This is a genomic window from Thalassovita autumnalis (genome assembly GCF_001458255.1).
Taxonomy (GTDB): domain Bacteria; phylum Pseudomonadota; class Alphaproteobacteria; order Rhodobacterales; family Rhodobacteraceae; genus Thalassobius; species Thalassobius autumnalis.
The window spans coordinates 1-26,995 of sequence record NZ_CYSB01000028.1 but is presented as its reverse complement, the minus strand read 5'-3'; the positions used below and the strand labels follow the sequence as shown (position 1 = coordinate 26,995).

At 60.0% G+C, this 26,995-nt stretch carries 34 protein-coding genes; 20 read left to right on the top strand and 14 right to left on the bottom strand.

Annotation, left to right across the window (positions count from 1 at the left end):
* On the bottom strand, nt 1-1,146 hold the full coding sequence (locus tag TL5118_RS09965) for an acyltransferase family protein (RefSeq protein ID WP_058242408.1): 1,146 nt from the start codon (nt 1,144-1,146) through the stop codon (nt 1-3).
* 51 nt (nt 1,147-1,197) lie between these two features.
* Between TL5118_RS09965 and TL5118_RS09960 the strand changes: the two genes are divergently transcribed.
* Nucleotides 1,198-1,890 carry an OmpA family protein gene (locus tag TL5118_RS09960; RefSeq protein ID WP_131727434.1) on the top strand — a complete coding sequence of 231 codons (693 nt, stop codon included), beginning with the start codon at nt 1,198-1,200 and terminating at the stop codon, nt 1,888-1,890.
* 149 nt (nt 1,891-2,039) lie between these two features.
* Nucleotides 2,040-3,026 carry a family 16 glycosylhydrolase gene (locus TL5118_RS20915; protein ID WP_082626166.1) on the top strand — a complete coding sequence of 329 codons (987 nt, stop codon included), beginning with the start codon at nt 2,040-2,042 and terminating at the stop codon, nt 3,024-3,026.
* On the opposite strand, the gene TL5118_RS09950 is transcribed toward TL5118_RS20915, so the two are convergent.
* From TL5118_RS09950 to TL5118_RS09930, 5 genes are all read right to left on the bottom strand, one after another.
* Nucleotides 2,976-3,896 (bottom strand): AEC family transporter, encoded by a 921-nt coding sequence (locus TL5118_RS09950; RefSeq protein ID WP_058242411.1) that lies wholly within the window; start codon nt 3,894-3,896, stop codon nt 2,976-2,978. The two genes, TL5118_RS20915 and TL5118_RS09950, sit on opposite strands and share 51 nt — an antisense overlap.
* Before the next feature lie 226 nt (nt 3,897-4,122).
* Nucleotides 4,123-5,394, bottom strand: coding sequence for a bifunctional folylpolyglutamate synthase/dihydrofolate synthase (locus tag TL5118_RS09945; RefSeq protein WP_058242412.1), 1,272 nt, complete (start codon nt 5,392-5,394; stop codon nt 4,123-4,125).
* Nucleotides 5,391-6,350: an acetyl-CoA carboxylase, carboxyltransferase subunit beta gene (gene accD / locus TL5118_RS09940; protein WP_058242413.1), complete on the bottom strand. Its 960-nt coding sequence runs from the start codon at nt 6,348-6,350 to the stop codon at nt 5,391-5,393. Before accD ends, TL5118_RS09945 begins: the two co-directional genes overlap by 4 nt.
* A gap of 65 nt (nt 6,351-6,415) precedes the next feature.
* Entirely contained in the window at nt 6,416-7,327 is a 912-nt protein-coding gene (locus TL5118_RS09935; RefSeq protein WP_058242414.1) for a CPBP family intramembrane glutamic endopeptidase, read from the bottom strand.
* Nucleotides 7,328-7,331: 4 nt separating this feature from the next.
* Entirely contained in the window at nt 7,332-8,246 is a 915-nt protein-coding gene (locus TL5118_RS09930; RefSeq protein WP_058242415.1) for a CPBP family intramembrane glutamic endopeptidase, read from the bottom strand.
* Nucleotides 8,247-8,446: 200 nt separating this feature from the next.
* Between TL5118_RS09930 and TL5118_RS09925 the strand changes: the two genes are divergently transcribed.
* The 8 genes from TL5118_RS09925 to arsH all read left to right on the top strand — a co-directional run bounded on the left by TL5118_RS09925 (nt 8,447) and on the right by arsH (nt 13,419).
* A complete protein-coding gene (locus tag TL5118_RS09925) occupies nt 8,447-9,286 on the top strand; it encodes a hypothetical protein (protein WP_058242416.1) in 840 nt (279 codons plus the stop codon).
* Between the two features lie 69 nt (nt 9,287-9,355).
* On the top strand, nt 9,356-10,132 hold the full coding sequence (locus tag TL5118_RS09920) for a DUF6478 family protein (RefSeq protein ID WP_179945275.1): 777 nt from the start codon (nt 9,356-9,358) through the stop codon (nt 10,130-10,132).
* A gap of 12 nt (nt 10,133-10,144) precedes the next feature.
* Nucleotides 10,145-10,522, top strand: a complete 378-nt coding sequence (locus tag TL5118_RS09915; protein WP_058242417.1) for a hypothetical protein — start codon at nt 10,145-10,147, stop codon at nt 10,520-10,522.
* Between the two features lie 202 nt (nt 10,523-10,724).
* Nucleotides 10,725-11,054, top strand: coding sequence for an ArsR/SmtB family transcription factor (locus tag TL5118_RS09910; RefSeq protein WP_058242418.1), 330 nt, complete (start codon nt 10,725-10,727; stop codon nt 11,052-11,054).
* A gap of 29 nt (nt 11,055-11,083) precedes the next feature.
* Nucleotides 11,084-11,590 (top strand): arsenate reductase ArsC, encoded by a 507-nt coding sequence (locus TL5118_RS09905; protein WP_058242419.1) that lies wholly within the window; start codon nt 11,084-11,086, stop codon nt 11,588-11,590.
* Nucleotides 11,587-12,282, top strand: a complete 696-nt coding sequence (locus tag TL5118_RS09900; protein WP_058242420.1) for an aquaporin — start codon at nt 11,587-11,589, stop codon at nt 12,280-12,282. The genes TL5118_RS09905 and TL5118_RS09900 overlap by 4 nt, the downstream gene beginning before the upstream one ends.
* Complete coding sequence (gene arsC / locus TL5118_RS09895; protein WP_058242421.1) at nt 12,279-12,701, top strand: arsenate reductase (glutaredoxin); 423 nt, start codon at nt 12,279-12,281, stop codon at nt 12,699-12,701. Before TL5118_RS09900 ends, arsC begins: the two co-directional genes overlap by 4 nt.
* The gene (gene arsH / locus TL5118_RS09890; protein WP_058242422.1) at nt 12,694-13,419 is read left to right on the top strand and encodes an arsenical resistance protein ArsH; all 726 of its coding nucleotides are present in this window, start codon (nt 12,694-12,696) and stop codon (nt 13,417-13,419) included. The genes arsC and arsH overlap by 8 nt, the downstream gene beginning before the upstream one ends.
* A gap of 88 nt (nt 13,420-13,507) precedes the next feature.
* Here arsH and TL5118_RS09885 read toward each other — a convergent pair whose 3' ends face one another.
* The gene (locus TL5118_RS09885) at nt 13,508-14,350 is read right to left on the bottom strand and encodes a PhzF family phenazine biosynthesis protein (protein ID WP_058242423.1); all 843 of its coding nucleotides are present in this window, start codon (nt 14,348-14,350) and stop codon (nt 13,508-13,510) included.
* 126 nt (nt 14,351-14,476) lie between these two features.
* Here TL5118_RS09885 and TL5118_RS09880 point away from each other — a divergent pair, with 126 nt between their 5' ends.
* From TL5118_RS09880 to TL5118_RS09870, 3 genes are all read left to right on the top strand, one after another.
* A complete protein-coding gene (locus tag TL5118_RS09880; RefSeq protein WP_058242424.1) occupies nt 14,477-14,947 on the top strand; it encodes an Lrp/AsnC family transcriptional regulator in 471 nt (156 codons plus the stop codon).
* 109 nt (nt 14,948-15,056) lie between these two features.
* Nucleotides 15,057-17,081, top strand: a complete 2,025-nt coding sequence (locus TL5118_RS09875; protein ID WP_058242425.1) for an NADPH-dependent 2,4-dienoyl-CoA reductase — start codon at nt 15,057-15,059, stop codon at nt 17,079-17,081.
* 140 nt (nt 17,082-17,221) lie between these two features.
* Complete coding sequence (locus tag TL5118_RS09870; RefSeq protein ID WP_242601766.1) at nt 17,222-18,172, top strand: HNH endonuclease; 951 nt, start codon at nt 17,222-17,224, stop codon at nt 18,170-18,172.
* 44 nt (nt 18,173-18,216) lie between these two features.
* Here the strand turns inward: TL5118_RS09870 and TL5118_RS09865 are convergent, their stop codons facing one another.
* The 3 genes from TL5118_RS09865 to TL5118_RS09855 form a co-directional block, all read right to left on the bottom strand.
* Entirely contained in the window at nt 18,217-18,645 is a 429-nt protein-coding gene (locus tag TL5118_RS09865) for a GNAT family N-acetyltransferase (protein WP_058242427.1), read from the bottom strand.
* Nucleotides 18,646-18,893: 248 nt separating this feature from the next.
* On the bottom strand, nt 18,894-19,238 hold the full coding sequence (locus tag TL5118_RS09860; RefSeq protein WP_058242428.1) for an antibiotic biosynthesis monooxygenase family protein: 345 nt from the start codon (nt 19,236-19,238) through the stop codon (nt 18,894-18,896).
* Nucleotides 19,235-19,579 carry an NIPSNAP family protein gene (locus tag TL5118_RS09855; protein ID WP_058242429.1) on the bottom strand — a complete coding sequence of 115 codons (345 nt, stop codon included), beginning with the start codon at nt 19,577-19,579 and terminating at the stop codon, nt 19,235-19,237. Before TL5118_RS09855 ends, TL5118_RS09860 begins: the two co-directional genes overlap by 4 nt.
* Nucleotides 19,580-19,680: 101 nt before the next feature.
* On the opposite strand from TL5118_RS09855, the gene TL5118_RS09850 reads away from it, so the two are divergent.
* The 3 genes from TL5118_RS09850 (at nt 19,681) to TL5118_RS09840 (ending at nt 22,392) form a co-directional block, all read left to right on the top strand.
* A complete protein-coding gene (locus TL5118_RS09850) occupies nt 19,681-20,382 on the top strand; it encodes an ArsR/SmtB family transcription factor (protein WP_058242430.1) in 702 nt (233 codons plus the stop codon).
* Between the two features lie 45 nt (nt 20,383-20,427).
* Nucleotides 20,428-21,336: an AEC family transporter gene (locus TL5118_RS09845; protein WP_058242431.1), complete on the top strand. Its 909-nt coding sequence runs from the start codon at nt 20,428-20,430 to the stop codon at nt 21,334-21,336.
* A gap of 150 nt (nt 21,337-21,486) precedes the next feature.
* Entirely contained in the window at nt 21,487-22,392 is a 906-nt protein-coding gene (locus TL5118_RS09840; RefSeq protein ID WP_058242432.1) for a LysR family transcriptional regulator, read from the top strand.
* A 93-nt stretch (nt 22,393-22,485) separates the two neighbouring features.
* On the opposite strand, the gene TL5118_RS09835 is transcribed toward TL5118_RS09840, so the two are convergent.
* Nucleotides 22,486-22,797, bottom strand: a complete 312-nt coding sequence (locus TL5118_RS09835; RefSeq protein WP_058242433.1) for a cupin — start codon at nt 22,795-22,797, stop codon at nt 22,486-22,488.
* 43 nt (nt 22,798-22,840) lie between these two features.
* Here TL5118_RS09835 and TL5118_RS09830 point away from each other — a divergent pair, with 43 nt between their 5' ends.
* Nucleotides 22,841-23,317: an Lrp/AsnC family transcriptional regulator gene (locus TL5118_RS09830; RefSeq protein WP_207383446.1), complete on the top strand. Its 477-nt coding sequence runs from the start codon at nt 22,841-22,843 to the stop codon at nt 23,315-23,317.
* 17 nt (nt 23,318-23,334) lie between these two features.
* On the opposite strand, the gene TL5118_RS09825 is transcribed toward TL5118_RS09830, so the two are convergent.
* On the bottom strand, nt 23,335-23,526 hold the full coding sequence (locus TL5118_RS09825; protein ID WP_058242435.1) for a hypothetical protein: 192 nt from the start codon (nt 23,524-23,526) through the stop codon (nt 23,335-23,337).
* Nucleotides 23,527-23,613: 87 nt separating this feature from the next.
* Nucleotides 23,614-24,033 (bottom strand): hypothetical protein, encoded by a 420-nt coding sequence (locus tag TL5118_RS09820; RefSeq protein ID WP_131727433.1) that lies wholly within the window; start codon nt 24,031-24,033, stop codon nt 23,614-23,616.
* Nucleotides 24,034-24,178: 145 nt separating this feature from the next.
* Between TL5118_RS09820 and TL5118_RS09815 the strand changes: the two genes are divergently transcribed.
* The gene (locus TL5118_RS09815) at nt 24,179-25,315 is read left to right on the top strand and encodes an acyl-CoA dehydrogenase family protein (protein WP_058242437.1); all 1,137 of its coding nucleotides are present in this window, start codon (nt 24,179-24,181) and stop codon (nt 25,313-25,315) included.
* A 90-nt stretch (nt 25,316-25,405) separates the two neighbouring features.
* Here the strand turns inward: TL5118_RS09815 and TL5118_RS09810 are convergent, their stop codons facing one another.
* A complete protein-coding gene (locus tag TL5118_RS09810) occupies nt 25,406-25,951 on the bottom strand; it encodes a winged helix-turn-helix transcriptional regulator (RefSeq protein WP_058242438.1) in 546 nt (181 codons plus the stop codon).
* Between the two features lie 39 nt (nt 25,952-25,990).
* On the opposite strand from TL5118_RS09810, the gene TL5118_RS09805 reads away from it, so the two are divergent.
* Entirely contained in the window at nt 25,991-26,371 is a 381-nt protein-coding gene (locus TL5118_RS09805; RefSeq protein ID WP_058242439.1) for a VOC family protein, read from the top strand.
* A 370-nt stretch (nt 26,372-26,741) separates the two neighbouring features.
* The gene (locus TL5118_RS09800; protein WP_058260783.1) at nt 26,742-26,975 is read left to right on the top strand and encodes a hypothetical protein; all 234 of its coding nucleotides are present in this window, start codon (nt 26,742-26,744) and stop codon (nt 26,973-26,975) included.
* The last annotated feature ends 20 nt before the right edge of the window (nt 26,976-26,995 follow it).

Sequence of the window (26,995 nt, the reverse complement as noted above, 5' to 3'; positions counted from 1 at the left end):
TCAGGGGCGCAGCGACCGCCGCTTTGGCAATGTGACTTGGGGCAATTGACCCAGCCCAATGGTCCAGCCGAGATGTTGGCTACAGGCTATTGTGCGGATCAGGCAAATGGTCATTGGCAGGGCAAAGGCAATCTTCGTTGCAATGTTCAGATTTGGCGACCAACCCGCTGGAATGAAGATTTCGGCGAGATCGAGAAAAATGGGGTGGCACAGGTAAATGCCAAATGAATAGGGCGCCCAGACCGCGAGCTTCTCAGGCCAATTGAGACCACACAGAAGCATGGCGAGGCTCATCAAGACCAATGGCATCAGAAAGTCCGCCCAATAGCCCGGTTCATTTCCGTAGGCCCAGGCACCGGTCTGAATGACGATCGCCATTGTTTGCAGCTTCAGCCACATCAGGACCAGCGCGAAAACGGCGCAGATCGCGAGAAGTGGCCATAGGGTACGCATGGCCAGCTTTGACCCGTGTCGCAGCCAAAGGCCAGCGAGGGCGGCAGCCGCAAACCCATAGCCGCTGTAGCTCAGTATCTTAATCACTCGCAGCACATAGGGCAGGCTGGGACTGTCCCAAAGCGTTCTGTAGGCCCAAGCGTCCAAATGCCATTTCGCAAGCAGTCCCAAGATGACCAGAATTCCCATCCAAGGGCGGGTTACGGCGGCCAAAAACAGCGGATAGAGAAGCAGGAGACCAATCAGCGTAGGGATGAAATGCATGTGATATTTCACATCTCCCAAGAGCAGGAAACCTGCCCATGCCACGGGATCTGTCAGCTGGTCCAGTGCCTGCGGATGGTAATTAAAAGCGCCAGCTTTCAATAGGTTATAAAGGGCGTAGAACAGTGTCCAAAAGACAAACGGGGGCAGCAGCCGGCGGGCTTGTTGCGCGATTGTGGCCCGATAACCGCGCGGTCGCCGATCCAGCGATAGCAGTAAGAGGAACACCGAGATCAGCAAAAACAGCTCTGTCCGGGCGGTATATAGAACGGCGCGCAGCAGCATTGGGGCAATCCGCTCCGCCGCTGCGGCCTCCGGGAAGGGGAGCCCGGCAGAATTTGACGTGGCATGCAGACCCACCATCGACACACCGGCGCACAGGCGTAGCCCGTCGATCCAGGTGTGACGTGATGTTTTGATGTCCTGCATGTCCGAAGCCTCCTGCAGGCCCCGCAGAGCCGACGATGGCACCACCGTTGCGTGAAGAATCACAACAATCAGTTAATGGACGCGCGATTTTTTCGTTTGATTCGGATGGTGTTTGGCAGCGCGCCCGGCGACGCAATCTCTACGATCTATTCACCTTTTATTAGCATCGCCCTGTTAGCTTTGGCGCTGGAGGTCGCTATGAACCGTTTTGCATTAGATCGAAGATTTTGGTGGGTCGTATGGCCCATGTCGTTGTTGTTGTTTTGGGGAAATCCGGTATCGTCGCAGCCGGCGCAAGCGGTGTGTGAGCAGATATTTGAACAATATCAGTTGATTGCCGAAGGTTGCCCGGCGCGTGAAACAGTCGGCGCTGGCGCTAGCGCCGGTGTTGAGGCGCGCATGCGGGAATCGCATGTGTTCTTCCCTGCGGGCGGAAGCCGTCTGGATGCGGCGGCGCAGGCTCAGATCGTGCAACTGTCTGAGGTTCTGAACATTTCATTCATGCGCCAGACCTGCCTCAGGTTGATCGGACATTCTGATAGCGTCGGTGGTGCTTCGGTGAATGAGGCCCTGTCTTTGCAACGTGCCACGCAAGTGGCTGAGGTGTTGAAGGCACGGTTGGACGATCCCACACGGGTGCAGGAGGTGCTGGGTGTCGGGGAGGCGCAACCGCTCGCCGGATTTGCAACAACCGCGGTGGAAAATCGCCGGGTTGAGATCTGGGCAAAGACCTGTGTGCGCTAAGCTCCTTATCTAAAACTTGGGGTGCCTGCGTTGGTAAAGGGCCCGGTGGCGCGAGGCCAAGCCATTAACCATAACTTCAGAAAATTTGCCGAAAACTGTCTCGTCACACCGTTAGTGTTAACAAATGTTAACCTTGACGGGGCAGAGACATGGGGTCGATCAAATGGCCAAGGTTCTGGCTTCTGGCGTTGGCTTTGGGTGTGTCCCTTGCCAATCCGACGCCTGCGCTGGATATGCGTGCAGTGCAGACGGATGAAGCGGTGGCAAACGCTGATGGGCTACAACAGCCATACCTGTGTGACGCTTGTCTCGGGGCGCGCTTGCCTTTTGATCCGGGCCGAGAGCAGGAGGCGTCGGGATCAAGCTCGCTGGCCACACCAGAGTTGCACGTGCAAGGAGGCGGTGGTTTGAGGGGCGAAGGCTTTACCGAGCGCTTTGACCCACCCAACAGGCGCGATTGGCATGTCGCCGATTATCAGTTTTCGCATCCGGACTTTGACACCGATTGGAAACGCAGGAACGTCCGGATTTCAGCGGGTGCAACGCTCTCGCTTAGACCGCAAAAATACCAAGACAACGGGTTCACGGGCGGATCGCTCAGGCGAACGGTTACAACTCACTTTGGTCGCTATGAGGCCTTAATGCAGCCGGCGCGCGGCGCTGGGGTGGTGACCGGGTTTTTCACTTACACAGGTCCCTATTATGGCACCCGTCATGATGAAATTGACATCGAATTTCTTGGTCGCGACACCCGCAAGCTACACCTCTCGTGGTGGGTGGATGGTGTGCTGAACAGCCATGTGGTGCCGCTGGGGTTCGATGCCGCAGATGGTCCGAGGCTTTATGCTTTTGAATGGCATCCCGACAGGCTGCGCTGGTTTGTTGAGGGGCGGCTGGTGCATGAGGTTCGGGCGGAAACCTCAGCGATACCCGCGGTGCCGAGCTATCTGTTTTTTAACCTTTGGGCCGCGGATCAGCGATTGCAGGGCTGGGCGGGGCGCACGGCAGAAGGGACGCGGGCGCAGGCCCGGATCCTTTCTGTCACATTCACACCGCTGCAGGATCTTCTGACAGGGGTGCCCCTGTCAAAGCCCAGCGATGATCGCCGAAACCGTGAGGATGCTGAGCGCGGTTGAGATCAGGATCGTGGCCGAAACCCGTTGCGGTGCCACGCCATAATGCTGCGCCAGGATAAACACATTGCCTGCCACCGGCAGGGCAGCGGCGGCGATCATAACGCCGGCTGAGTAGGCCTCCACCGAGAAGACAAAATAGGCCGTCGCGGCAACGGCGGCGGGGTGCAGTACCAGTTTGGCAAAGCTGAGCCATGCCGCCACGGCCAGACGCTCGGCGGATTTGCTGGCCAGTGAGGCGCCGATCGCAAAGAGCGCGCCGGGGGTGGCGGCGGCGCCCAAAATTGCCAGGAAATCATTGATCGGCCCGGGCAATTGCCAGGTGGAGGCGGACCACAAAAGCCCCAAGCTGATGGAGACAATCATCGGGTTTTTCAGCAATCCCATGCCGACGCTAAGCAAGACGCCAGGGGACAGGCGGCCATCGCGGCGGGCGGTGATGACGATGACGATCAGGCTGCCAAAGACGATCAGGTCGCAGGCCAGAACCAGCATCACCGGGCCAATCGCGGCCTCACCCAAAAGCATGACCAGCATTGGCACGCCCAGGAAACCCACGTTGCCGACAACGCCGCATTGGGCTTCAACCGCGGCCTCTTCGACGCCGCGCCCGCGCAACAATGCGACGCCAGTGGCTAGCAGATAGACCGCCATCGTGCCCGTGAGATAGGCCCAGACAAAGGGCAGATCGAAAACCTCAGCCAGGGTCAGGTTGGCGGAAAAGCGGAACAGCATCGCCGACAGGGCGAAGTAAAACACAAAACGGGTGAGCCAGGCGGTGGCCTCTTCCGGGAAAAATCCTGTGCGGCCCGCGCCGTAGCCCACGGCAATCAGCAGGAAGAAGGGCAGGGTCTGAAGTAAAACATCGATCATGGGAACAGCGGTAACAGGCGGGGCGGAAACAAAAAAGGGGGCCGTTGCCCCGACCCCTCTTTCTTGCCCTGCCTGACGTCTTCGGTCTGGCCTTCGGTGCCAGCGCATCTTGCCTGTGCAACCCGTCGAACGTGTCCCCCCCGGGATCACGCGGTGGATCACCGCCCTCGAATTCGGTGATTCGACCTTAAGCGAATCGGTGCGAATCAGTCAACAGAGCGATTCGTTAGCCGTTTTCACGTAAAATCGCGCCTGCCAGGTAAAGCGAACCGCAGATCAGCACCCGTGCGTTGGGCTCCTCCGCCACAATCGCCGCCAGTGCGCTTTGCACATCGTCGGCCTCTGAGGCCTGCATACCGACCTCGCGCGCCATACGCGCGGTCTCGTCTGCGGGCAGGGTGTTTTGCTCATCCGGGATCGACACGGCGGTCAGGCTGGCAACATGGGGCATCATCGGGGTCAGATAGCCCGAGATATCTTTGGTGTTGAGCATGCCGCAGATCAGGTGGGTTGGACGTTTCGGCAGGCTGGCCAGATGGGTGCCAATGGCCTGACCGGCAGCGGGGTTGTGGCCACCATCAAGCCAAAGCTCGGCCTCAGGGGCGGCTTCTACCAGCGGCCCCTCGGCAAGGCGTTGCATGCGGGCGGGCCAGAAGGCCTGCGTCACGGCGGCCTCGGCGGCACTGTCATCCTTGCCCAGATGGCGCAGGGAGGCGATGGCGGCACCGGCGTTCTGGATCTGATGGGCGCCCGGCAGGTTTGGCAGCGGCAGGTCCTGCAGGCCACGTTCATCCTGATAGATCAGGCGGCCACGCTCTTCCCAGACGTGCCAATGCTGGCCATAGGCGATCAGCGGCGCGCCCAGACGGGCGGCAGTGGCTTCGATCACATCCATGGCCTCATCCGGCTGCGGACCAACAACACAAGGAACGCCGCGTTTGATGATGCCAGCCTTTTCACCAGCGATCTTGGTCAGCGTGTTGCCAAGGAACTGTTCATGATCGATGGAGATCGGGGTGATGATGGTCAGTTCGGGCTGGTCGATCACATTGGTCGCGTCCAGCCGCCCGCCCAGGCCCACCTCCAGCAGGGTGTAATCTGCGGGCGTACGGGCAAAGGCCAGAAGGCCGGCGCAGGTGGTGATTTCGAAATAGGTGATGTTGCCGCCATCGTTCTTGGCGTAGCACTCATCCAGAATCTCGGTCAGATGCGCCTCAGAGATCAGATCCCCGGCCAGACGGATCCGCTCATGGAACCGGGCCAGATGGGGCGAGGTATAGGCATGGACCGCGTTGCCCGCCGCCTCAAACCCGGCGCGGATCATCGCCTGGGTCGAGCCCTTACCATTGGTGCCCGCGATATGGATCACAGGCGGCAGGGCGTTTTGGGGATTGTCCAAAGCGTCGAGCAGACGCCAGACCCGGTCCAGCGTCAGATCGATGATTTTGGGATGCAGCGCCATCATCCGTGCAAGCACGGCGTCGGAACCCTGCTTCATTTTGCGTTAGTCTCAGCGCCGCCGAGGGCCTCTGACAGGCTCTCTTCGGGTTTGTCTTCGCTGGCGGCGGCAGGTGCCGGGGCCGGCAGGTCGCCTTTGATCGCAGGCGACAGGCCCAGCAGCATGCGGGTGATGGTGATCAGCTCATCGCGCATTTCGGTGCGTTTGGTCACGCGGTCCAGCATGCCGTGGTCCAGCAGGTATTCGGCGCGCTGGAAGCCTTCGGGCAGTTTTTCGCGGATGGTCTGTTCGATCACACGCGGGCCGGCAAAGCAGATCAGCGCATTGGGCTCAGAAATCTGCACATCACCCAGCATGGCGTAAGACGCGGTCACGCCACCGGTGGTGGGGTGGGTCAGCACAACGATGTAGGGCAGGTTTGCCTCTTTCAGCATCTGCACGGCCACGGTGGTGCGTGGCATCTGCATCAGCGACAGGATGCCTTCTTGCATGCGGGCGCCGCCAGCGGCCGAGAACAGGATCAGCGGGCGCTTCAGCTCAACCGCTTTTTCAGCGGCGGCGATGATGGCGTTGCCAACATACATGCCCATGGAGCCACCCATGAACGAGAAGTCCTGACAGGCGGCCACAATCGGGGTGCGGCCCATTTCGCCGGTGGCGACCAGCATGGCCTCTTTCTCACCGGTTTTCTTCTGCGCGGCTTTCATCCGCTCAGGGTATTTTTTCTGATCGCGGAATTGTAGCGGATCGGTGATCGGCGTTGGCACCTCAACTTCGGTGAAGATGCCGCCATCAAACAGGTTCTCAAACCGGGCGCGGGGGGTGATCGCCATGTGGTGATCACAGTTGGTGCAGACATTTAGATTGTCGGCCAGTTCACGATGGAACAGCATGGTTCCGCATTCGCCACATTTCGTCCACAGATTTTCAGGCACCTCACGGCGCGAGAAGATCGAGTTGATCCGCGGACGGACATAATTGGTGATCCAGTTCATGAGCGATTGCCCTGCTTGCTGCGTTCGTGAGCTAGTCAAATAAGCCCGACGTAACGGAAATGCAATCAGCGCCTGATGGCAATTCGGGCGGAAAGCCAGATTATCAGCATCGCCAGCAGTTCAGTGATCAGTTGGGCAGAGGGGAAAACGGCCTCTTGGGCGGATGGCGGCAGCAGTGAGTCGCCCGTTGCTTCGGGCGCGGGGAACAGCATCAGGGCAAGGCCTGAATCCGCGCTGCCCATTTCGCCAAAGAACAGGAAGGCAAAGGCGTTGTTGGCCAGATGAAAGCCAACAGCCGCCCCAAGCGTGCCGCTGCGCGCGGTTAGATCCGAGGCCGCGAGGCCAAAGAAAAAGGCCCAGGCCACATATTCCCATGCCTCATTGCTGGCCGCATGGGGCTGCCAATGGGCGGCGGCGAACAACAGGTTGGGGACAAGCATCCAGACCCATGCGGCGCGGAACCGGGCCGCCAGTTGCTGCTGCAGGTAGCCACGATATAGCAGCTCCTCAGCGCCGGTTTGAATCAGCAGGGCGATCATGGCCAGCGGCAAAGTTGTCAGCCAGGCCAACGGCATGTTCCACACGCCGCCCGCGTAGGAATAGTAGGGCGGCAACAGCTCGATCAGCAGAAAACCCCCGAGGCAGGCCAATGTCACCTGTCGCAGGTCCTTCCAGGCTTGATTTGGCGGGCCGATCAGGCTGACGGCGCTGCGAAAATGCAGTTTGCGGGTCACGGTGATGACCGAGAGGATCAGCAGCGAAAAGGCAAACAGCTGCAGCAGCAACCCACTGCGTGTGGTGCCGCTATAGTAGCTGTCCACAAAACTGTCCGGGGCACTGACCAGCACAGCATCCAGCAGGTTCAGGCCCAGTTTATAGCCCACCTCAATCAGGACGAAGCCAAGGGCCAGCCGGGGCAGGTCAGGGGTCAGGCGCGCGGCTGCGCTGTAGCCGTGGTGAGGGTGATAGGCTGTCATGGGTTCACCGTCGCAGAACCAGCCGCGCCGTCAACCAACCAAGTCCCAAAAGCGCGATATCCAGCGTCAGCGCCTGCCGCAGCGCAACTGGATCCGCCAGATCCATCGGCGCGCTGTAAAGCGCCAGCCCCGAAAGCGCCGGATCCTGCGCGACAAACAGGATCGCGATGGCATTTGACAGAAAATGCAGCGCAATTGCCGGGCCTAGGGTGCCGGCCCGCGCGGTGAGATCAGCCGCGATCAGCGAAAACAGCGCTGCCCAGAGGATCAGCAGCCAGGCGCTGTCACCGGCTTCGGGGCGGTAATGTAGCAGGCCAAACAGCAGGGCAGGCAGGCCCATCCAGATCAGCGGAGTGTCAAACCGGACGGCAAGCTGTTGTTGCAGATAGCCGCGGAAAATCAGCTCCTCCGTGCTGGTTTGGATCAAGATCCCCAGTAATGCGACCGGCAGCAGCATGAGCCAGCGACCAATGGGCTTGCTGTCTGTGATTGGGGCCAAAACCTCACTGGGGGGCAGGATCCAGATCACAAGGCTTAACAGAATCAATCCGATTAGGACGGCAATCCCCTGCCGCAGTGCTGCCTTTGGCGGCCCGATCAGGGTCAAAGGCGCGCGTTGATGCATCTGTGCCGTGACAATGGCGATGGCGAGACCCAGAAACCCAAAGCTGAATAGCAGGTAAAGCACCCCCATCGCGGTGGAGCCGTTTTGCACCGAAAGGGTGAAGGCGTTGAATTGGTCAGGGGTGAGTAGGATCTGCAGCAGGTTTTGCATTGCCCAGAGCATCAGCAAATACAGCGCCGCCGCCATGACCAGCCCGGGGATCAGCCGCCATGCTGCTGCGCTATCACCTGCGGGGGCGATAAATTTGGCATGGGCCCTATAGGCCCGGATGGGCGATCTGCCGGGGCGGTTCATCTGCGCAAAATCTCCTTAAGATGACCCTAACGCCACAGTGTCCGGGACAACAGGGCAGAGCATGGAAAAGCGGCTTGAGGTCGCGGGCAGGCATCGGCTAACGCTTAACCGCGTTGTCACGGAGCTGCTGTTTGTGAGGGCGCAAAAGGTGCGGGTTTACCGCGCTGCAAGGGGGTTAACGACATGGTGGCACAGGCAAAATGAGGTCACGCAACGGGCTGCGTTTGGCGGTGTTTTTCGCCTTCTCCACAGTATTGTCGGGCTGTCTGTCCCTGGGGGATGGCGCGGTCACCCGGCAAGACAATGTGATGACCCGCGCGGCCCTGGCCGGGGGCGAGGTGATCGTCGTGCCGCCGCAGGGCTACTGCATCCAGAAAGACAGTCTGAAAAGCCGCCGGGATGGTGGATTCGCGCTTGTGGCGTCCTGCGAGCGGCTGACGGGTTTTGTCAGTGGCTATCAGGTGCCGCCGGTTGTCATGACCATTTCAGCTGTTGAACGGGACAGCACGGCCCCTGAACCCAGCGCGGCAGAGGTTTCCGCCGGTTTGGGGGATCGGCAAGTGCTGCGTCGGTTGCATGGCGATGGGCTGACGGTGGTTCAGGTGATGGATCCGGCGCCCTTGTCGGTGGAAAGCGATCCCAAGCACTGGCGCGGCATGATGGTGATCAATGGTCACATGGTTGGTCTTGCGCTTTACGGGGCCAAAGGCAGCGCCGAAACCGGCGAACGTGGCCTGACGCAGCTGATGTGGCTGGCCGAACAAATCCGCGAGGAAAGCCCGCAGCGGCCGCGCCCTGCCACGGCGTTTGAGGTGGCAGATGCGCCCGCGGATACCGGAAGGCAAGGGGCGGAGCCGGCCCGGCAACGGGTGCAGCGCACTGGTCTTGGCGCCATCCGGCCGGTCGCCCGCCCGGGCACGCCGGGGGCGTTGCAAGAACTGCCGGTTGAGGTAACTACGGAGGCCCCAGCGGCGAAAGACGCCGAAGACGGCAAAGCTAAGCCTATACTCCGTAATATTTTTGGTCGTATATTCAGCTAAGTCGCGGCTGCCCTGATTGGGCAAGGACCGCGCAGATGAGGCAATAAACGGGCAGAGGGGACGCGCCACATGGCAGGCATGCCGGGAAGCGATCTGATCAAGACATTTGTGTCGGAACGGGTGCAGAAACGCTGGGCCAAAGCCGCGCGCGCTGCGGCGGGCCAAGATCTGGCCGCCCTGCGCCGTCAGCGCAGTCAGGCGCGCGAGCTGCGCACCCATTTGAATGAGCTGATTCACGTCGCCGATGAACGTCTGGCCCTGCCCGCCATCGGATCAACGCAGTTTCGCCGCCCGCAAGGGTCTGACTGGGGCTGGCGCCCGGCGCTGTGGCGCGGACCCTTGCCGGTGCCCGGCCTGTCGAGCGCGCAGAACAAAAGCCAGCTGGGCGAAGAGGTCACGCTGTTTCACGACTGCGCCTTTTCCGAGCTGACCCTGCGCCAGCTGCGCAACACCCGCGAAGCGGATCTGGCACCTTACGGGCTGCGTATGGACGTGTTCAAGTTTGACGGATCCTTCCTGTCGCTGGTGATTGATCTGCCACCCGAAGCGGTTCAGGGGCTGAAACGCCGTCACCTGCTGCGGATGGACACGATTGTGGAGATGGAAAAGCCGCTGGAGATTTTTGCCCGGCTCAACATCAAGCACGGCCCCAACACCGAACAGATCGTGCGCGAACTGCCGCTGCACGAAGAAGAGATCATGGTGGAATTTGATCTCGCTTATACAAAGCTGAACGAAAAGCGGGTCGAAAAGGCCTGGCTGGACCTGATTTTTGAGGGCCCTGAGATGAACCAGGTGGTGTTGCGCGACCTGACCTTCTCGCGCCGGCCCCGCGCCGAACTGTAAGGAGCCTGCAGCATGAGCGAAATGCAACTGACCAAAACCCGGCTTCTGGAAGGGGTCTGGGAGGGTGTGCTGCAAACCCATCGCGGCGCGCGCTATCAGCCCAAAATCTCGGTCACCCATCTGGATAAACCGGTTTTGGGTCACTCGATGCAGGAAGGTAGCACCGAAGGGGAATGGCTGGTGCGGGTGCCGATCCCGTCACAATTGCTGTCCGACGGGGTGCAGACCTTTGTCATTTTGGATGCGGAAAGCGGCGAAACGCTCAGCAGTTTTGCCATTCTGGCCGGTGATGCGCTGGCCGATGACATCCGGGCGGAGGTCCAGCTCCTGCGGGAGGAGCTGGATATGCTGAAACGGGCTTTCCGTCGCCATTGTCTGGAAACGCTGTAACGGTTAAGGACGTTCGCCCTTCCAAGTGAACAACGCCAGTTTGAAAACCGCGGTCTTGGGCGGCGGTTTCTTGGCTTGGCTGCAGCTGACATTCTGGCCCAGCCGACCGCTACCCAGAGCCGGCCGCGAAATAGCGCGGTGCTTAGGCTGTGTCATACAGTTTTTACTTGCCGAATCTAAATATATCCATAATTCATGAAGTATGGATAAGATGATCGCCCTTTCTGCCTTTGCGGCCCTGTCACAAGCCAACCGTCTGGATGCCTTCCGCCTGCTGATCAAAGCGGGCAGTGATGGTATGGCGGCAGGTGAAATCTCAGACGCATTGGGTGTGAAACAGAACACCATGTCGGCCAGCCTCTCGGTGCTGCATCAGGCGGGTCTTGTGCGTAACACCCGGGAGGGGCGTTCTATCCGGTATTTCGTGGATATGCAGGGGCTGCGCGGATTGCTTGGCTTCCTGATGGAGGATTGTTGTGGCGGCAATCCAGATCTGTGCCGCCCGATACTGGATGACATTGCCTGCTGCTAAGCGGGTCAGACTACGGAAGGATCCCTGTGATGGGAGACATCAAAAACGTTTTGGTGCTGTGCACCGGCAACTCCGCCCGCTCGGTCTTGGGGGAGGTGCTGATCAATGAATTGGGCAAGGGCCGGTTCCGCGCCTATTCTGCTGGCTCACAGCCCACGGGAAAGCCGAACCCTTTTGCGGTCGAGCTGCTGGATGGGCTTGGCTATGACACTTCCTATGTTCGCTCCAAAAGCTGGGATGAGTTTTCGGGCGAGGGTGCGGTGCAGATGGATTATGTCATCACGGTCTGCAGCTCGGCCGCTGGTGAAACCTGCCCCTATTGGGCCGGTGCGCCGGTGTCGGCGCATTGGGGTATCCCCGATCCGGCTGGCGCTGGCGAAACCGATGAAGAAAACCGCGCGGCCTTCCGTCAGGCGCATCAGCGAATGGAGGCGCGGGTGAAAGCGTTCCTGGCGCTGCCCTTGGGTGAGATGGATGCAGCCGCACAGAAAAACGCGCTGAACCTGATCGGGACTGAGCTGGAGGGCGCGGCATGAGGCAAGATGTGTTTCACCGCCTGACCGCCGAAGGTCTGGGCACCGCCCTGCTGGTCTGCACCGTGGTGGGGTCCGGCATCATGGCGGATAAGCTGACCGAGGATGTGGCGCTGGCGCTTTTGGGCAATACGATCCCGACCGGCGCCATTCTGGTGGTTCTGATCACCATCTTCGGCCCAATTTCCGGCGCGCATTTCAACCCCGCAGTGTCATTGGTGATGGCCATTCGTGGCGATCTGCGCTGGGCTGAACTGGCGCCCTATGTGGCTGTACAAAGCCTTGGCGCTATCCTTGGCAGCCTTGTCGCGCACGGCATGTTTGACCTTGAGATCCTGCAATATTCCACCACCTCACGCACCGGCGGTGCGCAGTGGTTTGCCGAAGGTGTGGCGACCTTTGGGCTGCTGCTGACCATTCTGGGTGCGGTCCGCTTCCGCAGCGAAAGCGTGGCCGTGATGGTGGGGCTTTATATCACTGCGGCCTATTGGTTTACCGCCTCAACCTCCTTCGCCAATCCGGCGGTGACCATTGGGCGGGCTTTCACGGATACCTTTGCGGGCATCAATCCCGGTGATGTTTCCAGCTTTATCATTGCGCAGATCGCTGGCGCGCTGGTGGCGATGGTTCTGGCAGGCGTTCTGTTTGCAGTGCCTCAGGATGAGGCAGAGCTGACCGCAGGGGAGCAGGCATGAGCATTGTCATCCATCACAATCCCGCCTGCGGCACCTCCCGCAATGTGCTGGCGATCATCCGCGCCAGCGGGGTGGAGCCGGTGGTCATCGACTATCTACAAACCGGTTGGACCCGGCCACAGCTGCAGGCGTTGTTCGCCGCGGCTGGTCTGACGCCGCGCAGCGCCCTGCGTACGACGAAATCCCCGGCGAAGGAGCTGGGGCTTTTGGATCCAGAGGTATCGGAGGAGGTGCTGCTGGATCATATGCTGGAACACCCTGTTTTGGTGAACCGGCCCATCGTCTGCACGCCCAAAGGCGTCAGACTGTGCCGCCCGTCTGAGGCGGTTTTGGACCTCCTCGAAACGCGGCCCAAGGGGCCTCTTTATAAAGAGGACGGCGAAATGATCCTGAACGAACAAGGAGACTGCGTTGTCTGACGCCACCCCAAATATCCAAGACGAAAGCTTTCACACCATTGATGAAAGCAAACTGTTTCCCACTGAACGCGCCAGCCACAAACCGCGTATCCTGCTGCTCTATGGTTCGCTGCGTCAGCGCAGCTTTTCCCGCCTGATGGTGGAAGAGGCCGCGCGCATTCTGGAACGGCTGGGCTGTGAAACCCGGGTGTTCAACCCGTCGGGCCTGCCACTGCCGGATGATGCTGAGGCCGATCACCCCAAGGTGCAGGAGCTGCGTGATCTGGTGATGTGGTCCGAAGGCATGGTCTGGTGTTCGCCGGAACGCCACGGCGCCATGACCGGCATCATGAAGACCCAGATTGACTGGATCCCGCTGGCCCCAATTGGCGGCATTCGCCCAACGCAGGGTAAGACCCTGGCGATCATGCAGGTCGAAGGCGGCTCGCAAAGTTTCAACACGGTGAACCAGCTGCGCATTCTGGGCCGCTGGATGCGTCTGATCACAATTCCAAACCAATCCTCGGTCGCCAAGGCCTGGGATGAGTTTGATGCAGATGATCGGATGAAACCGGGGCCGTTCTACAATCGTGTGGTCGATGTGATGGAAGAGCTGACCAAGTTCACCCTGCTGACCCGCAGCCAATCGGCCTATCTGGTGGATCGTTATTCGGAACGGGTGGAAAGCCTGGAAAAACTGTCAGAGCGGGTGAATATGCCCAAGGCGGTCGCGGAATAGGCGCCGCTGGTGACTTCATCTGGCAATGTTATGGTGAAAGGGCGGTCCGGTTGGGCCGCCCGTTTTGCGTTTCGGAGGGCTTTGGGGATTAGCCGCGCATATCGCGCGCTGTGCCGGTGACCTGAACTGAGGATCCGGGCACGTCACTCAAACTGACATGGATCTGCGATGGCGCGCCCATGTCTTCGCCCTGATGCAGGGTGAAGCTGCCCGCGTGGGGCCAGCCCACATCGCGTAGACGTCCGGCAAACGCCGCCGCAGCAGCACCGGTTGCAGGGTCTTCCAGAACACCACCTGAGGCAAAGGCGTTGCGCACATCAAATTCACGATCGCCGCGGATATTCACCAGCATCACGGTGACAAGGCCATGGTGGTTCATCATCTCACGACCCGCATCCAGATCATAGGACATGGCCGCCAGCGTGGTGCGATCGCGCAGCGGCAGCAGGATGTGATCCGCCCCACCGTGGATGAAGGCCGGTTTCAGACGGCTGTCCAGATCTCCCTCGGTCAAGCCAAAGAGGGTGAGCGTGTCGCTGAGTTCCTCATCGTTCAGCTCACGGCTGCGGGTCGGGGGCGACGCCAGCGTCGCGGTCATGCCGACGTCGCTAGGGGTGGCCTCCACGCTGATGTCCGCCTCATTCAGGCGCAGCTGATAGCGGCCTGCGCCTGCGTGTTGGCCAAGAACTGCACCAAGGGCAATGGTGGCATGACCACAGAACGGCACCTCGGATTCGGGTGAGAAATAGCGCGCCCGCCAATGATCCTGCGCACCGTCTACCGGCATGGCAAAGACTGTTTCGGAGTAGTTCAATTCGGCCGCGATCCGGCGCATCTCTGTCTCGCTAGGGTGGCTGTCCCCCAAAACCACACCGGCAGGGTTGCCACCTTGGTCACCGGTGCTGAAAGCGGCAATATGTTTGATGTCCATTGTGAATATCCTTTCCTGACTACCTGCAGGATAGGTTTCGAAAACCGTGCTGTCCCCGCTGGTGCGAAAGGAGAATGCGGAAAATTCTTTCGGTATGACGGGTGTCGTTGTGATAAGGCTTTCACCATGAAAGTCCTTGATCAAACTGACCGCGATATCATCAATGTCCTTGCCGCAGATGCGCGTGCACCTCTGGCGGAGATTGGCAAAACTGTTGGCCTGTCTGGACCGGCGGTGGGTGAGCGCCTGCGCCGTCTGCAGGAGGCGGGGGTGATCGAAGGCTTTACCGCCCGCATCGACCCCGAGGCGCTGGGCTATACCATGGAGGCCATCGTTCGCATCAAGCCACGGTCGAAACAGATGCACGCCGTGGAAGAGATGATCCGGCTGGAACCGCGCCTCACCGCCTGTGATCGGGTGACGGGGGAGGATTGTTTCGTGGCTCGGCTGATGCTGGTGAAAGTTTCTGAACTGGATGAGATCCTGCTGCCCCTGCACGAACGGGCCGAAACGCATACCTCGATTGTGAAATCTTCCCTGATCCGCAACCGTCTGCCGGATCTGGATCCAAAGCCCAACAAGGGGCGCAAAACCTGACGTGACACGCAGTGACGTAACGGCCCCTTACGTCAATTTTACGCGGCGTCGAGCGTGACATTGCCCCTGTGTCATGGCCAACTGGCCATTAACCGCAGGGAGGCACGCAATGTCAGATTATCCGCACCTACTTGCCCCGTTGGATCTGGGCTTTACCACATTGAAAAACCGCGTCCTCATGGGCTCGATGCACACCGGGCTGGAGGAAACCAAGGACTGGCCGCGTGTGGCCGAGTTCTATGCCGCGCGCGCTCGTGGCGGTGTTGCGCTGATGGTGACAGGGGGCATTGGCCCGAACCTTGAAGGATCGGTGCTGCCTGGCGCGGCGATGATGACCAAGGACGAAGATGTCGAAAACCATTCGGTCATCACCAAGGCGGTGCATGATGCAGGCGGCAAGATCGCAATGCAGATCCTGCACGCGGGCCGCTATGCCTATTCGCCGAAATGTGTCGCCCCCAGCCCGGTGAAATCGCCGATCTCCCCCTTCCCGCCACAGGAGCTGGATGAAGAAGGTATCGAGAAACAGATCGCCGACATCGTCAACGCCGCGGTGCTGGCCCAGAAGGCGGGCTATGATGGTGTCGAGATCATGGGGTCGGAAGGCTACTTTCTGAACCAGTTCCTTGTCACCCACACCAACAAACGCGAGGACCGCTGGGGCGGATCTTATGAAAACCGGATGCGCCTGCCGGTTGAGGTGGTGCGCCGCACGCGGGAAGCTGTGGGCGAGAAGTTTATCATCATCTACCGCCTGTCGATGATCGATCTGGTGCCCAATGGCTCCACCCATGACGAGGTGGTGCAGCTGGCGCAGGCGGTGGAACAAGCGGGCGCCACCATCATCAACACCGGCATTGGATGGCATGAGGCGCGGGTGCCGACCATCGCCACCTCGGTGCCGCGCCGGGCGTTTTCCTGGGTGACCAAGAAACTGATGGGCAAGGTGGGCATTCCGGTCATCACCTCGAACCGGATCAACATGCCTGATGTGGCCGAAGATGTGCTGGCCGAGGGCTGCGCCGATATGGTCTCCATGGCGCGGCCATTGCTGGCGGATGCCGATTTTGTGGTGAAGGCCGAGGCGGGCAAAGCCGCGCTGATCGCCCCTTGTATTGGCTGTAACCAGGCCTGTCTGGACCACACATTCAGTGGCAAGCTGACCTCCTGCCTGGTCAATCCGCGTGCCTGCCATGAAACTGAACTGGCGATCACCCCTACCGAGGCGGTGAAATCCATCGCCGTGGTTGGCGCCGGGCCCGCAGGACTGTCGGCGGCCCTGACGGCGGCTGAGCGGGGGCATGATGTCACGGTGTTTGATCGCGCGGATCGCGTTGGTGGGCAGCTGAACATGGCGCGGCAGGTGCCGGGCAAAGAAGAGTTCCACGGGTTGGTCGACTGGTTTGAGGCGCGGGTCGCGGACAGCGGCGTGACGGTCAAACTGGGCGTGGAGGCCGGAGTTGATGACCTGAAAGGCTTTGACGAGGTGATCATCGCCACCGGTGTGGTGCCGCGCGATCCCGGCATTCCCGGTCAGGACCGCGCCAATGTGCTGAGCTATATCGACGTGCTGCGCGACAAGGCAGACGTGGGTCAAAAGGTGGCTGTGATCGGCGCCGGCGGCATTGGTTTTGATGTGTCTGAGTATCTGGTGACCGGCGACAGCCCGACGCTGGATCTGCCGGAATGGATGAAGGAATGGGGTGTTGGTGATCCCGAACAGACCCGGGGCGGTCTGGCCGAAACCGGCCCGCAGCCCGAGGCCCCCACCCGTCAGGTCACCCTGATGCAGCGCAAAGCCAAGGCGCTGGGCAAAGGGCTGGGCAAAACCACCGGCTGGATCCACCGCGCGGCGCTGAAAATGAAACAGGTCGAGATGATCGGCGGCGTGAACTACGAGCGTATCGACGACGCGGGGCTGCACATCAGCTTTGGCGAAGCACGCGAAAACCCGCGGGTGATTGACTGCGACACCGTTGTGCTTTGTGCAGGTCAGATCAGCGACCGTTCGTTGGCTGATGCGCTGGAAGACGAAGGTGTAACCTGCCACGTGATTGGCGGTGCAGATGTGGCCGCGGAACTGGACGCGAAACGGGCAATCAATCAGGGGACCCGATTGGCGGCGTCCCTGTAATGCTGAACAGGGGTGGGGGCGTTGCCCCCTTGGCCTGACGGCCAATTCCCCCAGAGTATTTATGGAACGATGAAAGCGGGGGCGGAGGCGCCCCCCTTTTTGCGTGTTGGGTGCATGCCGCTTGCAATTTCAGGAGGTTTTTGTTTCCTGGTCAAATGGTGAAACTGGTTTTGATGCACAAGCCGGGTTCGATCTACGAGGACGAACCCGACAAGGTTTATGACTTTCCCAAGGCCTATCTCCGCGCCATGCAGGAGGCGGTGGGCGATTGGGTGGTCTACTATGAGCCTGTCAAAGCAGGGCCACGGGGCTATTTCGCGGTGGCGCGGTTGCAGCAGGTGATCGAAAAGCCGGGATCGCCTGGGCGTTATCTTGGCCTTATTGCGCCGGGGAGCTATCTGGATTTCGACCAAGAGGTGCCGCGCCAGATTGAGGGGCGGACCATGGAACAGGCGCTTATGGCAGAAGATGGCGCATTGCGCCGCGGTGGGGTGGTCCAATCCGCGGTGAGACGCCTGCCAGATGCGGATTTCGCGCAGATTATCCGTCTGGGTCTGCCCGATGATCTGGAGGCGCAGGAGGCGCGTCGTTACGATCCTCACACATCTGGCCATATCTCTGGTTTGGCGGAGGAACCGCTGGTTTTTGAGCGGCCCGTCATAGAGCGGTTGGTACGACGACCCTATCGAGATGTGGTGTTCCGGCGAAAAGTGCGACAGGCCTATGACCACCGGTGTGCCATGTCGGGTCTGAACCTGCGAAACGGAGGGGGACGTCCCGAAGTGCAGGCGGCACATATTCGCCCCGTTGAAGAAAGCGGCACCGACTCGGTCCGCAACGGTCTGGCCCTTTCAGGCACCTTGCATTGGATGTTTGATCGCGGGTTGATCTCAGTAGCTGAGGATCTGGAAACGATTTTGATTTCGCACAACAAGGTGTCGGAGGATGTTGTGAACCGCTTGATCAGCCCGTCCGGGAAGCTGTTGCCACCTGCAGATCCACGCTGTGCCCCGCATCCTGAGAACCTGCGCTGGCATCGGGAAAACCGGTTTGGGCAAGTGGTCAGTGAGGGAGACACCCCCTGGGCCTAGGCCTAGGGGAAAGGAGGGGGCCGGGTGGGCCCCTTCCTATTTGTTTATGTGGTGCTGTAGCGCAGGCGCAGAACGGGCAGGCCTGAGAAGTCGTCGGTCTTCTCCTCCAGTTCTTCAAAACCGTAAGCGGCATAGAAGCCTCGGCCGATTGTGTTGTCACGGAACACTTCCAATTCCAGAACCGGATGGCTCTGGGCGGCGTGGTCCATCAGCGCTTTGCCCAGTCCGTGGCCGTGATAGGCCGGATCCAGAAACAGCCCGCCCACCTGATGGCCGAGCAGCGCGATGAAGCCCACCACTTGCCCCTCCTGTTCGATGACGGAGGTATTTGCCATTGGCAGGAAGGTGTTACGGATCAGGGCGTCCGCCTTGGCGATTAACTCATCGCTGAGAAACGGATGGGCCAAGGCGCTGGCCTTGTGCCAGGCCTGCATGACGGCGTCAGTGTCGGCTGAATTAAAGGGTCGGATCATTGGTGATCTTGCTTTCATGTCAGGTGCCTCTCTTGAGGCGATGTTGAGAGAAGCCACGCGCCAACCGCCTGCCGGATTGGCAGGTCTTAGGTGTCAAACGTGGGGGGCAGCTGGTGGATCGCACCTGTGGTCCATCAAGGGATCACGTTAAAGGCTGCCATGTCTCAACGGGACATAAAATCTCCGGGTTACGGTGCATCTGGTGTAAGGGGCGGATGGGTGGTGGGCAAGACCTGCCCACCAGAGCGTCAGCCATGTGTGGCTTGCGAGTCACCGGGCGCCTCGGCCCGGTCCTCCATGCCGTAATCGCGCGCCACCTCGGCCACCCGCAGGCGATAGCCGGCAAAGATACCCGCGCGTCCCTTTGTTTGGGCAAAACGATGTTCGGCGAGGGCGCGCCAGTTTTGCACGGCGGTCTCATCGCGCCAGAAAGACAGCGACAGGAGTTTGCCCGGCTGCATCAGGCTTTCGAACCGTTCCACCGAGAGGAAGCCATCAATCTCCTGCAGCAGCGGTTTCAGCTCGGCTGCGATGTCGAGGTAGGCGTCGCGTTGACCTTCGGCGATTTCGACCTCGAAGATGACGGCGATCATGGGCGGGTTCCTTTCGGGCTGGCGGCGGGGGCGTGCGGTGCAGAGGCCAGTTTCAGGAAGGTGCGGTCTTCGCGCAAGATGAACTTTTCCCGCTGGGCAAATTCATAGTTTTCCCGTCCCAGCGGATCAGCGGCGAGCCGGGCGCGATAGGCCTCATAAGCGGCGAGGCTGTCGATGTTGTAAATGCCATAGGCGAGGGTGGAGGAGCCTTCGTGCGGGGCATAATAACCAATCAGCTGGGCGCCGTTGCGCGGGATCGCCTGACCCCAGTTTTGGGCATAGCGTTCAAATTGGGCTTTCTTGGTGGGGTCAATGTCATAGCGGATGATGCAGGTCAGCATGGGGTGCTCCTTCTTGGCGCTGTCTTGGTGTTGGGCTTGCTTAGCGGATCGCATGCTGTTTATGCTTCGCTATAGATCGAACTATATGCGACGGGTGTGGCATGAGAGATGGACCAGATATCGCCCGGGTGGCGGCGCTGATCGGGGATCCGGCCCGCGCCAATATGTTGAGCGCGCTGATGAGTGGCAAAGCGCTGACAGCCACGGAATTGGCGCAGGAGGCTGGCGTGCAGGCGCAGACCGCCTCAAGCCATCTGTCACGGTTGGTTGAGGGCGGGCTGGTTGCGCCGCGCAAATCGGGGCGCCACAAATATTTCAGCCTGGCCGGGGAAGAGGTGGCTGAGGTGCTGGAGGCGCTGATGGGGCTTGCGGCGGGCAAGGGGCATCTGCGGACACGGACCGGGCCAAAGGATCAGGCGATGCGGCAGGCGCGGGTCTGTTACAATCACCTGGCTGGGGAAATGGGGGTGCAGATGTTTCGCAGCCTGCAGGCGCAGGGCGTGCTGGTTGGGCCCGATCTGCAGGTCAGTCCGCGCGGTCGCCAGTTTCTAAAAGCGCTTGGGCTAGATCTGGCATCACTGCCCAAAAGCCGCGCGCCGATGTGCAAGGAATGCCTGGATTGGAGCGCCCGGCAATCCCATCTGGCGGGCCGTTTGGGGCGGGCACTGCTGAGCCATTTCATTGAGGAGGGCTGGGCGCGGCGACAGGCGGACAGCCGGGTGGTGCAGTTTACCCCACAGGGGCTGCACCTGTTTGAAAAGCATTTTGGCAAAGCTGTGCGGCCGCAGGAGGATTTCGCTTGAAGCGATAAGGGCCTTGGCCCTAGATCGGCGCAGAAGGTAGGCGCCATGATTTTTATCTCAATTCTTTTTGGGCTGTTGCCCAGTTTCCTGATGGTCTGTCTGGGCGGGCTGATCCGCAAGCGGCTGTCGGTGAATGCCTGGCAGGGGTTGGACCGGCTGAATTTTGAGATCCTGTTCCCGGCCCTGATCTTTGTGGCGGCGTCCTCTCGTCCGATTGAACTGCGCGATATTGCCTCTATCGGGCCGCTAGTCTGGGCAGTGCTGACCCTTGGGTTGGCTGCGGGCTATCTGGCGCGCCGGTTTGGGCCGGATCGCTTTGTGGATTTCGCGGGCGCCTGGCAGGTCTCTTGGCGGTTTAACACCGCAATGGCCTTTGTTGCGGTTGAGACCTTGATGGACCCGCCCCTTGGCGAATTGGCCGTGGCGGTGGGGCTGGCGATCCCGGTTGCGAACCTTTTTGCCGTGACCGCCCTGTCGCGCGGCGGCGGGTCGCTGATGCAGACCGTCGCCAAAGTGGCGACAAACCCGTTCCTGCTGGCCTCCATCTCAGGCGTGATCGTGGGGTTAAGCGGCATCCAGATTCCAGAGGTTGCAATGGCCCCGCTGGAGATGTTGGCCCGTGCCGCCATCCCGGTGGCACTGATTTCGGTGGGGGCGACGATGAACTGGGGCGCGCTGGCGCGGTTGAACCGGTTCAGCGGGATCATTGTGGTGACCAAACTGGTGCTCCTGCCCGCCTTTGCTTTGGGTTTGGGCCTTACCCTGGGGTTGGAACCTGCAATTGCAGCGACTTTGGTGCTGTTTGCGGCACTGCCCACAGCCTCGGCTGCGCATGTGCTGGCGGCCGGGTTTGGGGCGGATCGGGAGCTGTCCGCGACGTTGGTGGCGCAGACCACCCTATTGGCGGCGGTCAGCCTGCCAATATGGATTACGGTGATCGAACTGGTGCTTTGATGCGCGTTTGAGAACCGATTGTTGCGCTGTTTCCACGCTGAGAACGATTGTGCAAATTCCCTGATATTGTCTGGACCCTGCCCAGATCCTGCCTGATTTGGCGTCGATACCTGATCCCTGAGAGAGACTGAGATCAAAAAGGACGCGCCAATGGACCGCCTGACCGAAATGGAAGCTTTTGCCACCGTCGTGGATCAGGGCGGATTCACGGATGCAGCCCGCAAGATGGGGATTTCCAAATCCGCTGTGTCCAAACATGTGTCCAGTCTGGAACATCGTCTGGGCGCGCGGCTGCTCAATCGCACCACCCGCCGGGTGTCACCGACGGAAATCGGTTTGGCCTATTATGATCGGGCGCGCCGGGTGCTGAATGACGCGGGCGAAGCGGATGCTTTGGTGACCTCGATGCAATCGGCGCCCTCGGGCTTGCTGCGGATTTCGGTCGCGACGGATTTTGGTGTGAACCACCTGAGCCCGATCCTGGGGGAGTTTCTGTCAGACTTCCCTGAGATCAACGTCAATATGGTGCTGAACAACCGCTACGTGGAGCTGATCTCCGAAGGGTTTGATATGGCCATCCGCATTGGTGAGCTGGAAGACAGCACATTGCGGGCCCGCAAGCTGACGGAAACCACCAAACGCATGATCGCGGCGCCGGCCTATTTTGAAAAACATGGCCGCCCCAAGAAGATCGACGATCTGAATGAACACAAGCTGCTGCATTATTCCAACCAGTCCAGTGGCAATGTCTGGAAACTGACCGCCCCCTCTGGCGAGAAGCGTCAAGTGCGCACCGCTGGCGGCTTGAGCGTGAACGACGGCCAGTCGCTGTTGAACGCGGCGGTGGCGGGGCTGGGCATCGCCTATCTGCCCAGCTACCTCTACGCCGATGCGCTGAAGGCGGGTCTGGTCGAAGATGTGATCCCTGAGCTACCCATGGAAACCCAAGGCATCTACGCGGTTTACCCGCCGGGCCGGTTCACCCAGCCCAAGGTGCGCGCCTTCATCGATTTCCTGGTGCATGAATTTGCCGATAAGGGCCCGATCGACTGGTAAGATCGCACTTGTAACAGTTACCTCCCCGCGCCTCCCAATCAGCGCATCTGGCCGAAGTGGTTTACCCGCTTCGGCACATTTTTTTCCGGATCGTCAGACGCTGCCGGCTTTTTCGATGACTAGGACACGGGCAGGGCCGTTGGGGTAGGCGACATGTTCGTCGCCAGTTTCGGCGTGAAAAACCTCGCCCTTTGTGAGGGGCAGCACCGTTTCCACACCCGCTTCGCGCACGTGCATGTCGACGTGACCGTCTAGGACGACAAAGACCTCAGGCCCATCGTTCACGTGCCACTTGTAGGCTGTATCCGTCCAATGCAGGCGCACTGTTGCGCCCTCAATCTGTTCAATGTCCAGCGCGGCCCAGGCTCGTTTCGGGCTGAAGTCAGTTGGCACAATTTTCCGCATTCTTTACGCTCCTGTCTCTGAGAGGATCAGGCTATCTAGCGGCATGCGGTGGCTCCAGTTGCGGAGTGTCGCCATTGCCCTGCGGATCGACGGAAAGGCGAGCGAAATGGATCTGGATCACACAAACCTGCGCATCCTGTCCCTATTGGAAAAGGACGCGCGCCTGCCCACGGCCGAGATTGCGCGGCAGGTGAATCTGTCCCGTCCCGCCGTGCAGGAGCGGATCACACGGATGGAGGGCGCGGGCGTCATTACGGGCTACCGCGTTCAGATCGGGCAGGCGGGCGGTGTGCGGGCCATGGTGTTTGTGCGGATCGCCGAGCGACCCTGCGACCCGGCGCTGCAGTTCTTGGCGGCGCAGACGGGTGTGGTTGAGGTGGTCTCCCTCTCCGGCGAGTTGGACGCGGTTGTGCGGGTGAACCTGCCCTCGGTGGCGGCTTTGGCGGATCTGAATGAGGCGATTGGCAGCTCAGACCTGATTGCTGAGGCGCGGTCGCAGGTGATCCTGCGGGTGTTGTGACAGACTTGCGTGGCCTGTTAACCGTGTGGTCGCAGGGGCATCCAATTGGCAAGGGCCTGCATGGCGGCCTGGGTCAAATCCTCTTCGCTGAAGAGATCGCTGGCGGCAAAGGCGTGATCGGCACCTTCGATGATGGCGACATGCACCTGTGCAGCGTCTTTTAGCGGCGCAAGGGTTTCGGGCAGGCAGCTGGGATCCAGATCGCCCATCAGCACCAGCGACCGGCCGGGGTGAGCGATGATCTGATCGCCAAGCGTACTGTTTTGCAGGCCGGGGGTGACCCAGATCGCCCGCGCCTAGTCAAAGTTGCCGCTGTCCAATGCCGCGGCCATGGCCATCGCGCCCAGCGATTTGCCGACCAGAAAGATCTCATCAAAATCGCCAAGCCTCTGAACCAGATCCCCGATCGATTTACCGTCCCGGTAGATCTGATCCAGCTGATTCATTTTCGGCGCATTCATGAAGTCGGGATCATCGGCATAGTCAAAGTCACATTGCAGCAGCCCCATGCCCTGCTGGCGAAATTCCTGTGCCAGTGCCTGAAACAGCGGTTTGTCGCAATGGTAAAGCAACCCGGGCATGATCACAGCAAGGCGATTTCTGTCACCGGGTTGATAGCGCCATTTTACATGCGGTGTCAGCTGGTTACGCGCGGGCGAAGCGATCGCTTGGCGCGCGTCACCCTCGTGTGAATTGGCGGAAGACAAGTCAGACAATGGACTTTCCATAAATGTGGCATCAAAAGAATGCCTATAGAAAAGCACTGATGCAAAACTTCTGCAAGGATTTGCGTTAATATCCGCACTGATAAGTTGTTTTTCCGCCCAGGACCAATGCCCAAGACCGATGAAGGAGCCCCCCATGAGTGTGATCAGCGAAGACCAGCAGATGATTCAAGATATGGCGCGCAGCTTTGCCCGCGATGTGCTGGCCCCCGGCGCGGCGGCGCGGGATAAATCCAAGCAGATCGAGCCTGAGATCCTGGCTCAGATGGGCGAATTGGGCTTCCTTGGGATGACAGTGCCCGAGGAACTGGGCGGCGTTGGCGCAGACTACGTGTCTTATGCGCTGGCTCTGATGGAGGTGGCCGCCGGTGACGGTGCGATCTCCACCGTGATGTCGGTGCACAATGCGCCCTTCAATGCCATCCTGCAGCGCTATGGCTCACTTGAGCAGCAGCAAGACGTACTGCGCCCGGCCTGTGAAGGTGCCTTCATCGGGGCCTTTGCGCTGACCGAACCGCATGCTGGCTCTGACGCGTCGGCCATTCGCAGCCGCGCCCGACGTGATGGCGATGACTATGTGATCAATGGCGAAAAGGCCTTCATCACCTCGGGTGAGATTGGCGAATGGGTTGTTGTCTTTGCCCGTATGGACGGGTCCGAGGGCAAGAAAGGCATCACTGCGTTTCTGGTGGAAACCAGCAATCCTGGCTACCACGTCACCTCGGTTGAGGAGAAGCTGGGCCAACGCTGCTCCGACACCTGCGCGCTGCGGTTTGAGGAGATGCGGGTGCCCGCCAACATGCGCATCGGTGAAGAGGGTGAGGGCTACAAGATCGCCCTGTCCAGCCTGGAAACCGGCCGTATTGGGATCGCAGCACAGTCCGTGGGCATGGCACAGGCCGCGCTGGAGGCGGCAGTGGATTATGCCAAAGACCGCCAAAGCTTTGGGCAGCCGCTGATGCAGCATCAGGCCGTGGGCTTCCGCCTGGCGGACGCGCGCACCCAGCTGGAGGCCGCGCGGCAGTTGGTGCTGAACGCCGCCCGGATGAAAGACGCGGGCATCCCTTGCCTGCCCGAGGCGGCGATGGCGAAACTCTTTGCGTCAGAAGCGGCGGAGAAGATCATTTCCGACGCGATCCAGACCTTTGGCGGCTACGGCTATATGCAGGATTTCCCGGTGGAACGGATCTATCGCGACGCCCGTGTTTGCCAGATCTATGAGGGCACCAGCGATATTCAGAAGCTGATCATCACACGGTCGCTGATGGGCTAGGTGCCGTGGGCCTGCGGAATTCAAACTGAAACTTGCAAAGGGGCGTCGGACTGATGCGCCCCTTTAGCATACTGGCGAAACTGCCGTTTTTTACTGAACGAAAGTGACAGCCGAGGCCGTCACATCGCTGAGCAGGCTACCCGTGCTCACCGCTGAATAGCGCGAGCGGGGTGGGCGGGTCAGATCGTCCACCTGTCGGTTGACCCAATTTCTGGCCTCCATCGTTTTCAATGACTGTGAAAGCGCACGATCCGTGATCGGTGACAGATCCCGCTTGATCTCAATAAAGTGCCGCGGGGTTTGTAGGGACGCCAAAACCGGCAACGTCCACGACCGGCGCAGCAAATCCCGATCCGTTTCATCCGCAATGCGGTGGATGTCACCTGCCAGCTTGGCGGCTGATTTTCCTAAGGGGGTTAGTCGAAACTCCGGCCGCAGCGGGTGACCATAGCCCGGGTTCCGTTCCATCAATCCCAGCGTGATCAGGTGATCCATGCTTTGCGCAAAGGCAGTTCGGCCGGCGCCAGTTGCGGCCAGTAATGGGGCTTGCCGGCCCGCAATGCCCGCATCCAGCTGCGCCAGAATGGGCAAAGCCCAGGCTCTTGAGGTGATGTTGACAAACAGCCTAATGTCCATAAAGTATAGTTACTATAAAATGACTCTAAAGGAAAGCTTATGTCGCTCATTTCTGTAGATAAAACAATTACAATCGCCCTATCGGTCAAAGACCGCCACGCCAGCGCAACTTGGTATCAGGAGATGTTGGGCTTTGAACTTCTCTACCACGCGGATGAGGCGGGCTGGTCCGAGGTGCAGACAAACACCGCCGGTGTGACCATCGGCCTGGGGGAGCACACCAAGCCCGCGCCGGGCAATTGTGTGCCGGTGTTTGGCATCGCGGGTCTGGACGCCGCGCGGCAGAAGCTGGAACAGGCGAAAGTCAAGTTTGACGGGGATACCGACGTTGTCGAAGGCATGGTCAAAACCGCGACGTTCTACGATCCAGACGGCAATGCGCTGATGCTGGCCGAAGACCTGACCGGCGCGGCCGAATAACCCGCCGTCCAGCCTCGATGTATGATTTCACCCGGCAATGGGCGCCGCCATTGCGGGGGTCTTCTATGGTGACGTATCTTTGCCATCGAAGAGGTAAGTTTTACGCGCCAAAGATGGTACTTCTTGTTGCGCGATCACCTATAGAGTGTTTCACTGTGCTCAATTAGATGAGGTGATCCTGTGAATTTCAAAATCAACTCGTTCATATGTGCCGTGGCAGCGCTATCCGCAGTTCCGGCTGGCGCAATCGCCGCGCCATCTGTATTTGGAGGGTGTGTGTGATTTGGCCCGCTCTGCGGACAAAACTACCTTTGTTTTATTCCAACCGAATAACCGAGATTGCCAGAAACCCTTGTTGGGAAGATCTTAGATGGCCACAAAAGAAGCAGAGATTTTCATAAGGTTTACTACACAGCTAAAGGATCTAACTCGATTGGAGGCGCGCCAAATCGAGGAAGCCCTAAAGATCCACGAAGGGCTTTTGGGAGTCCTCAGAGACGAAATATTCATTTTGGGATATGAACAGCTTGGCTGGCTCGTCGGAAGAGAGCTTAGTGTTAAAGAAATAGCGTATCCGTCCGGTGTCCCCGCTCTGACGGCGTGATGGAGTGCCTGCTAGATGTC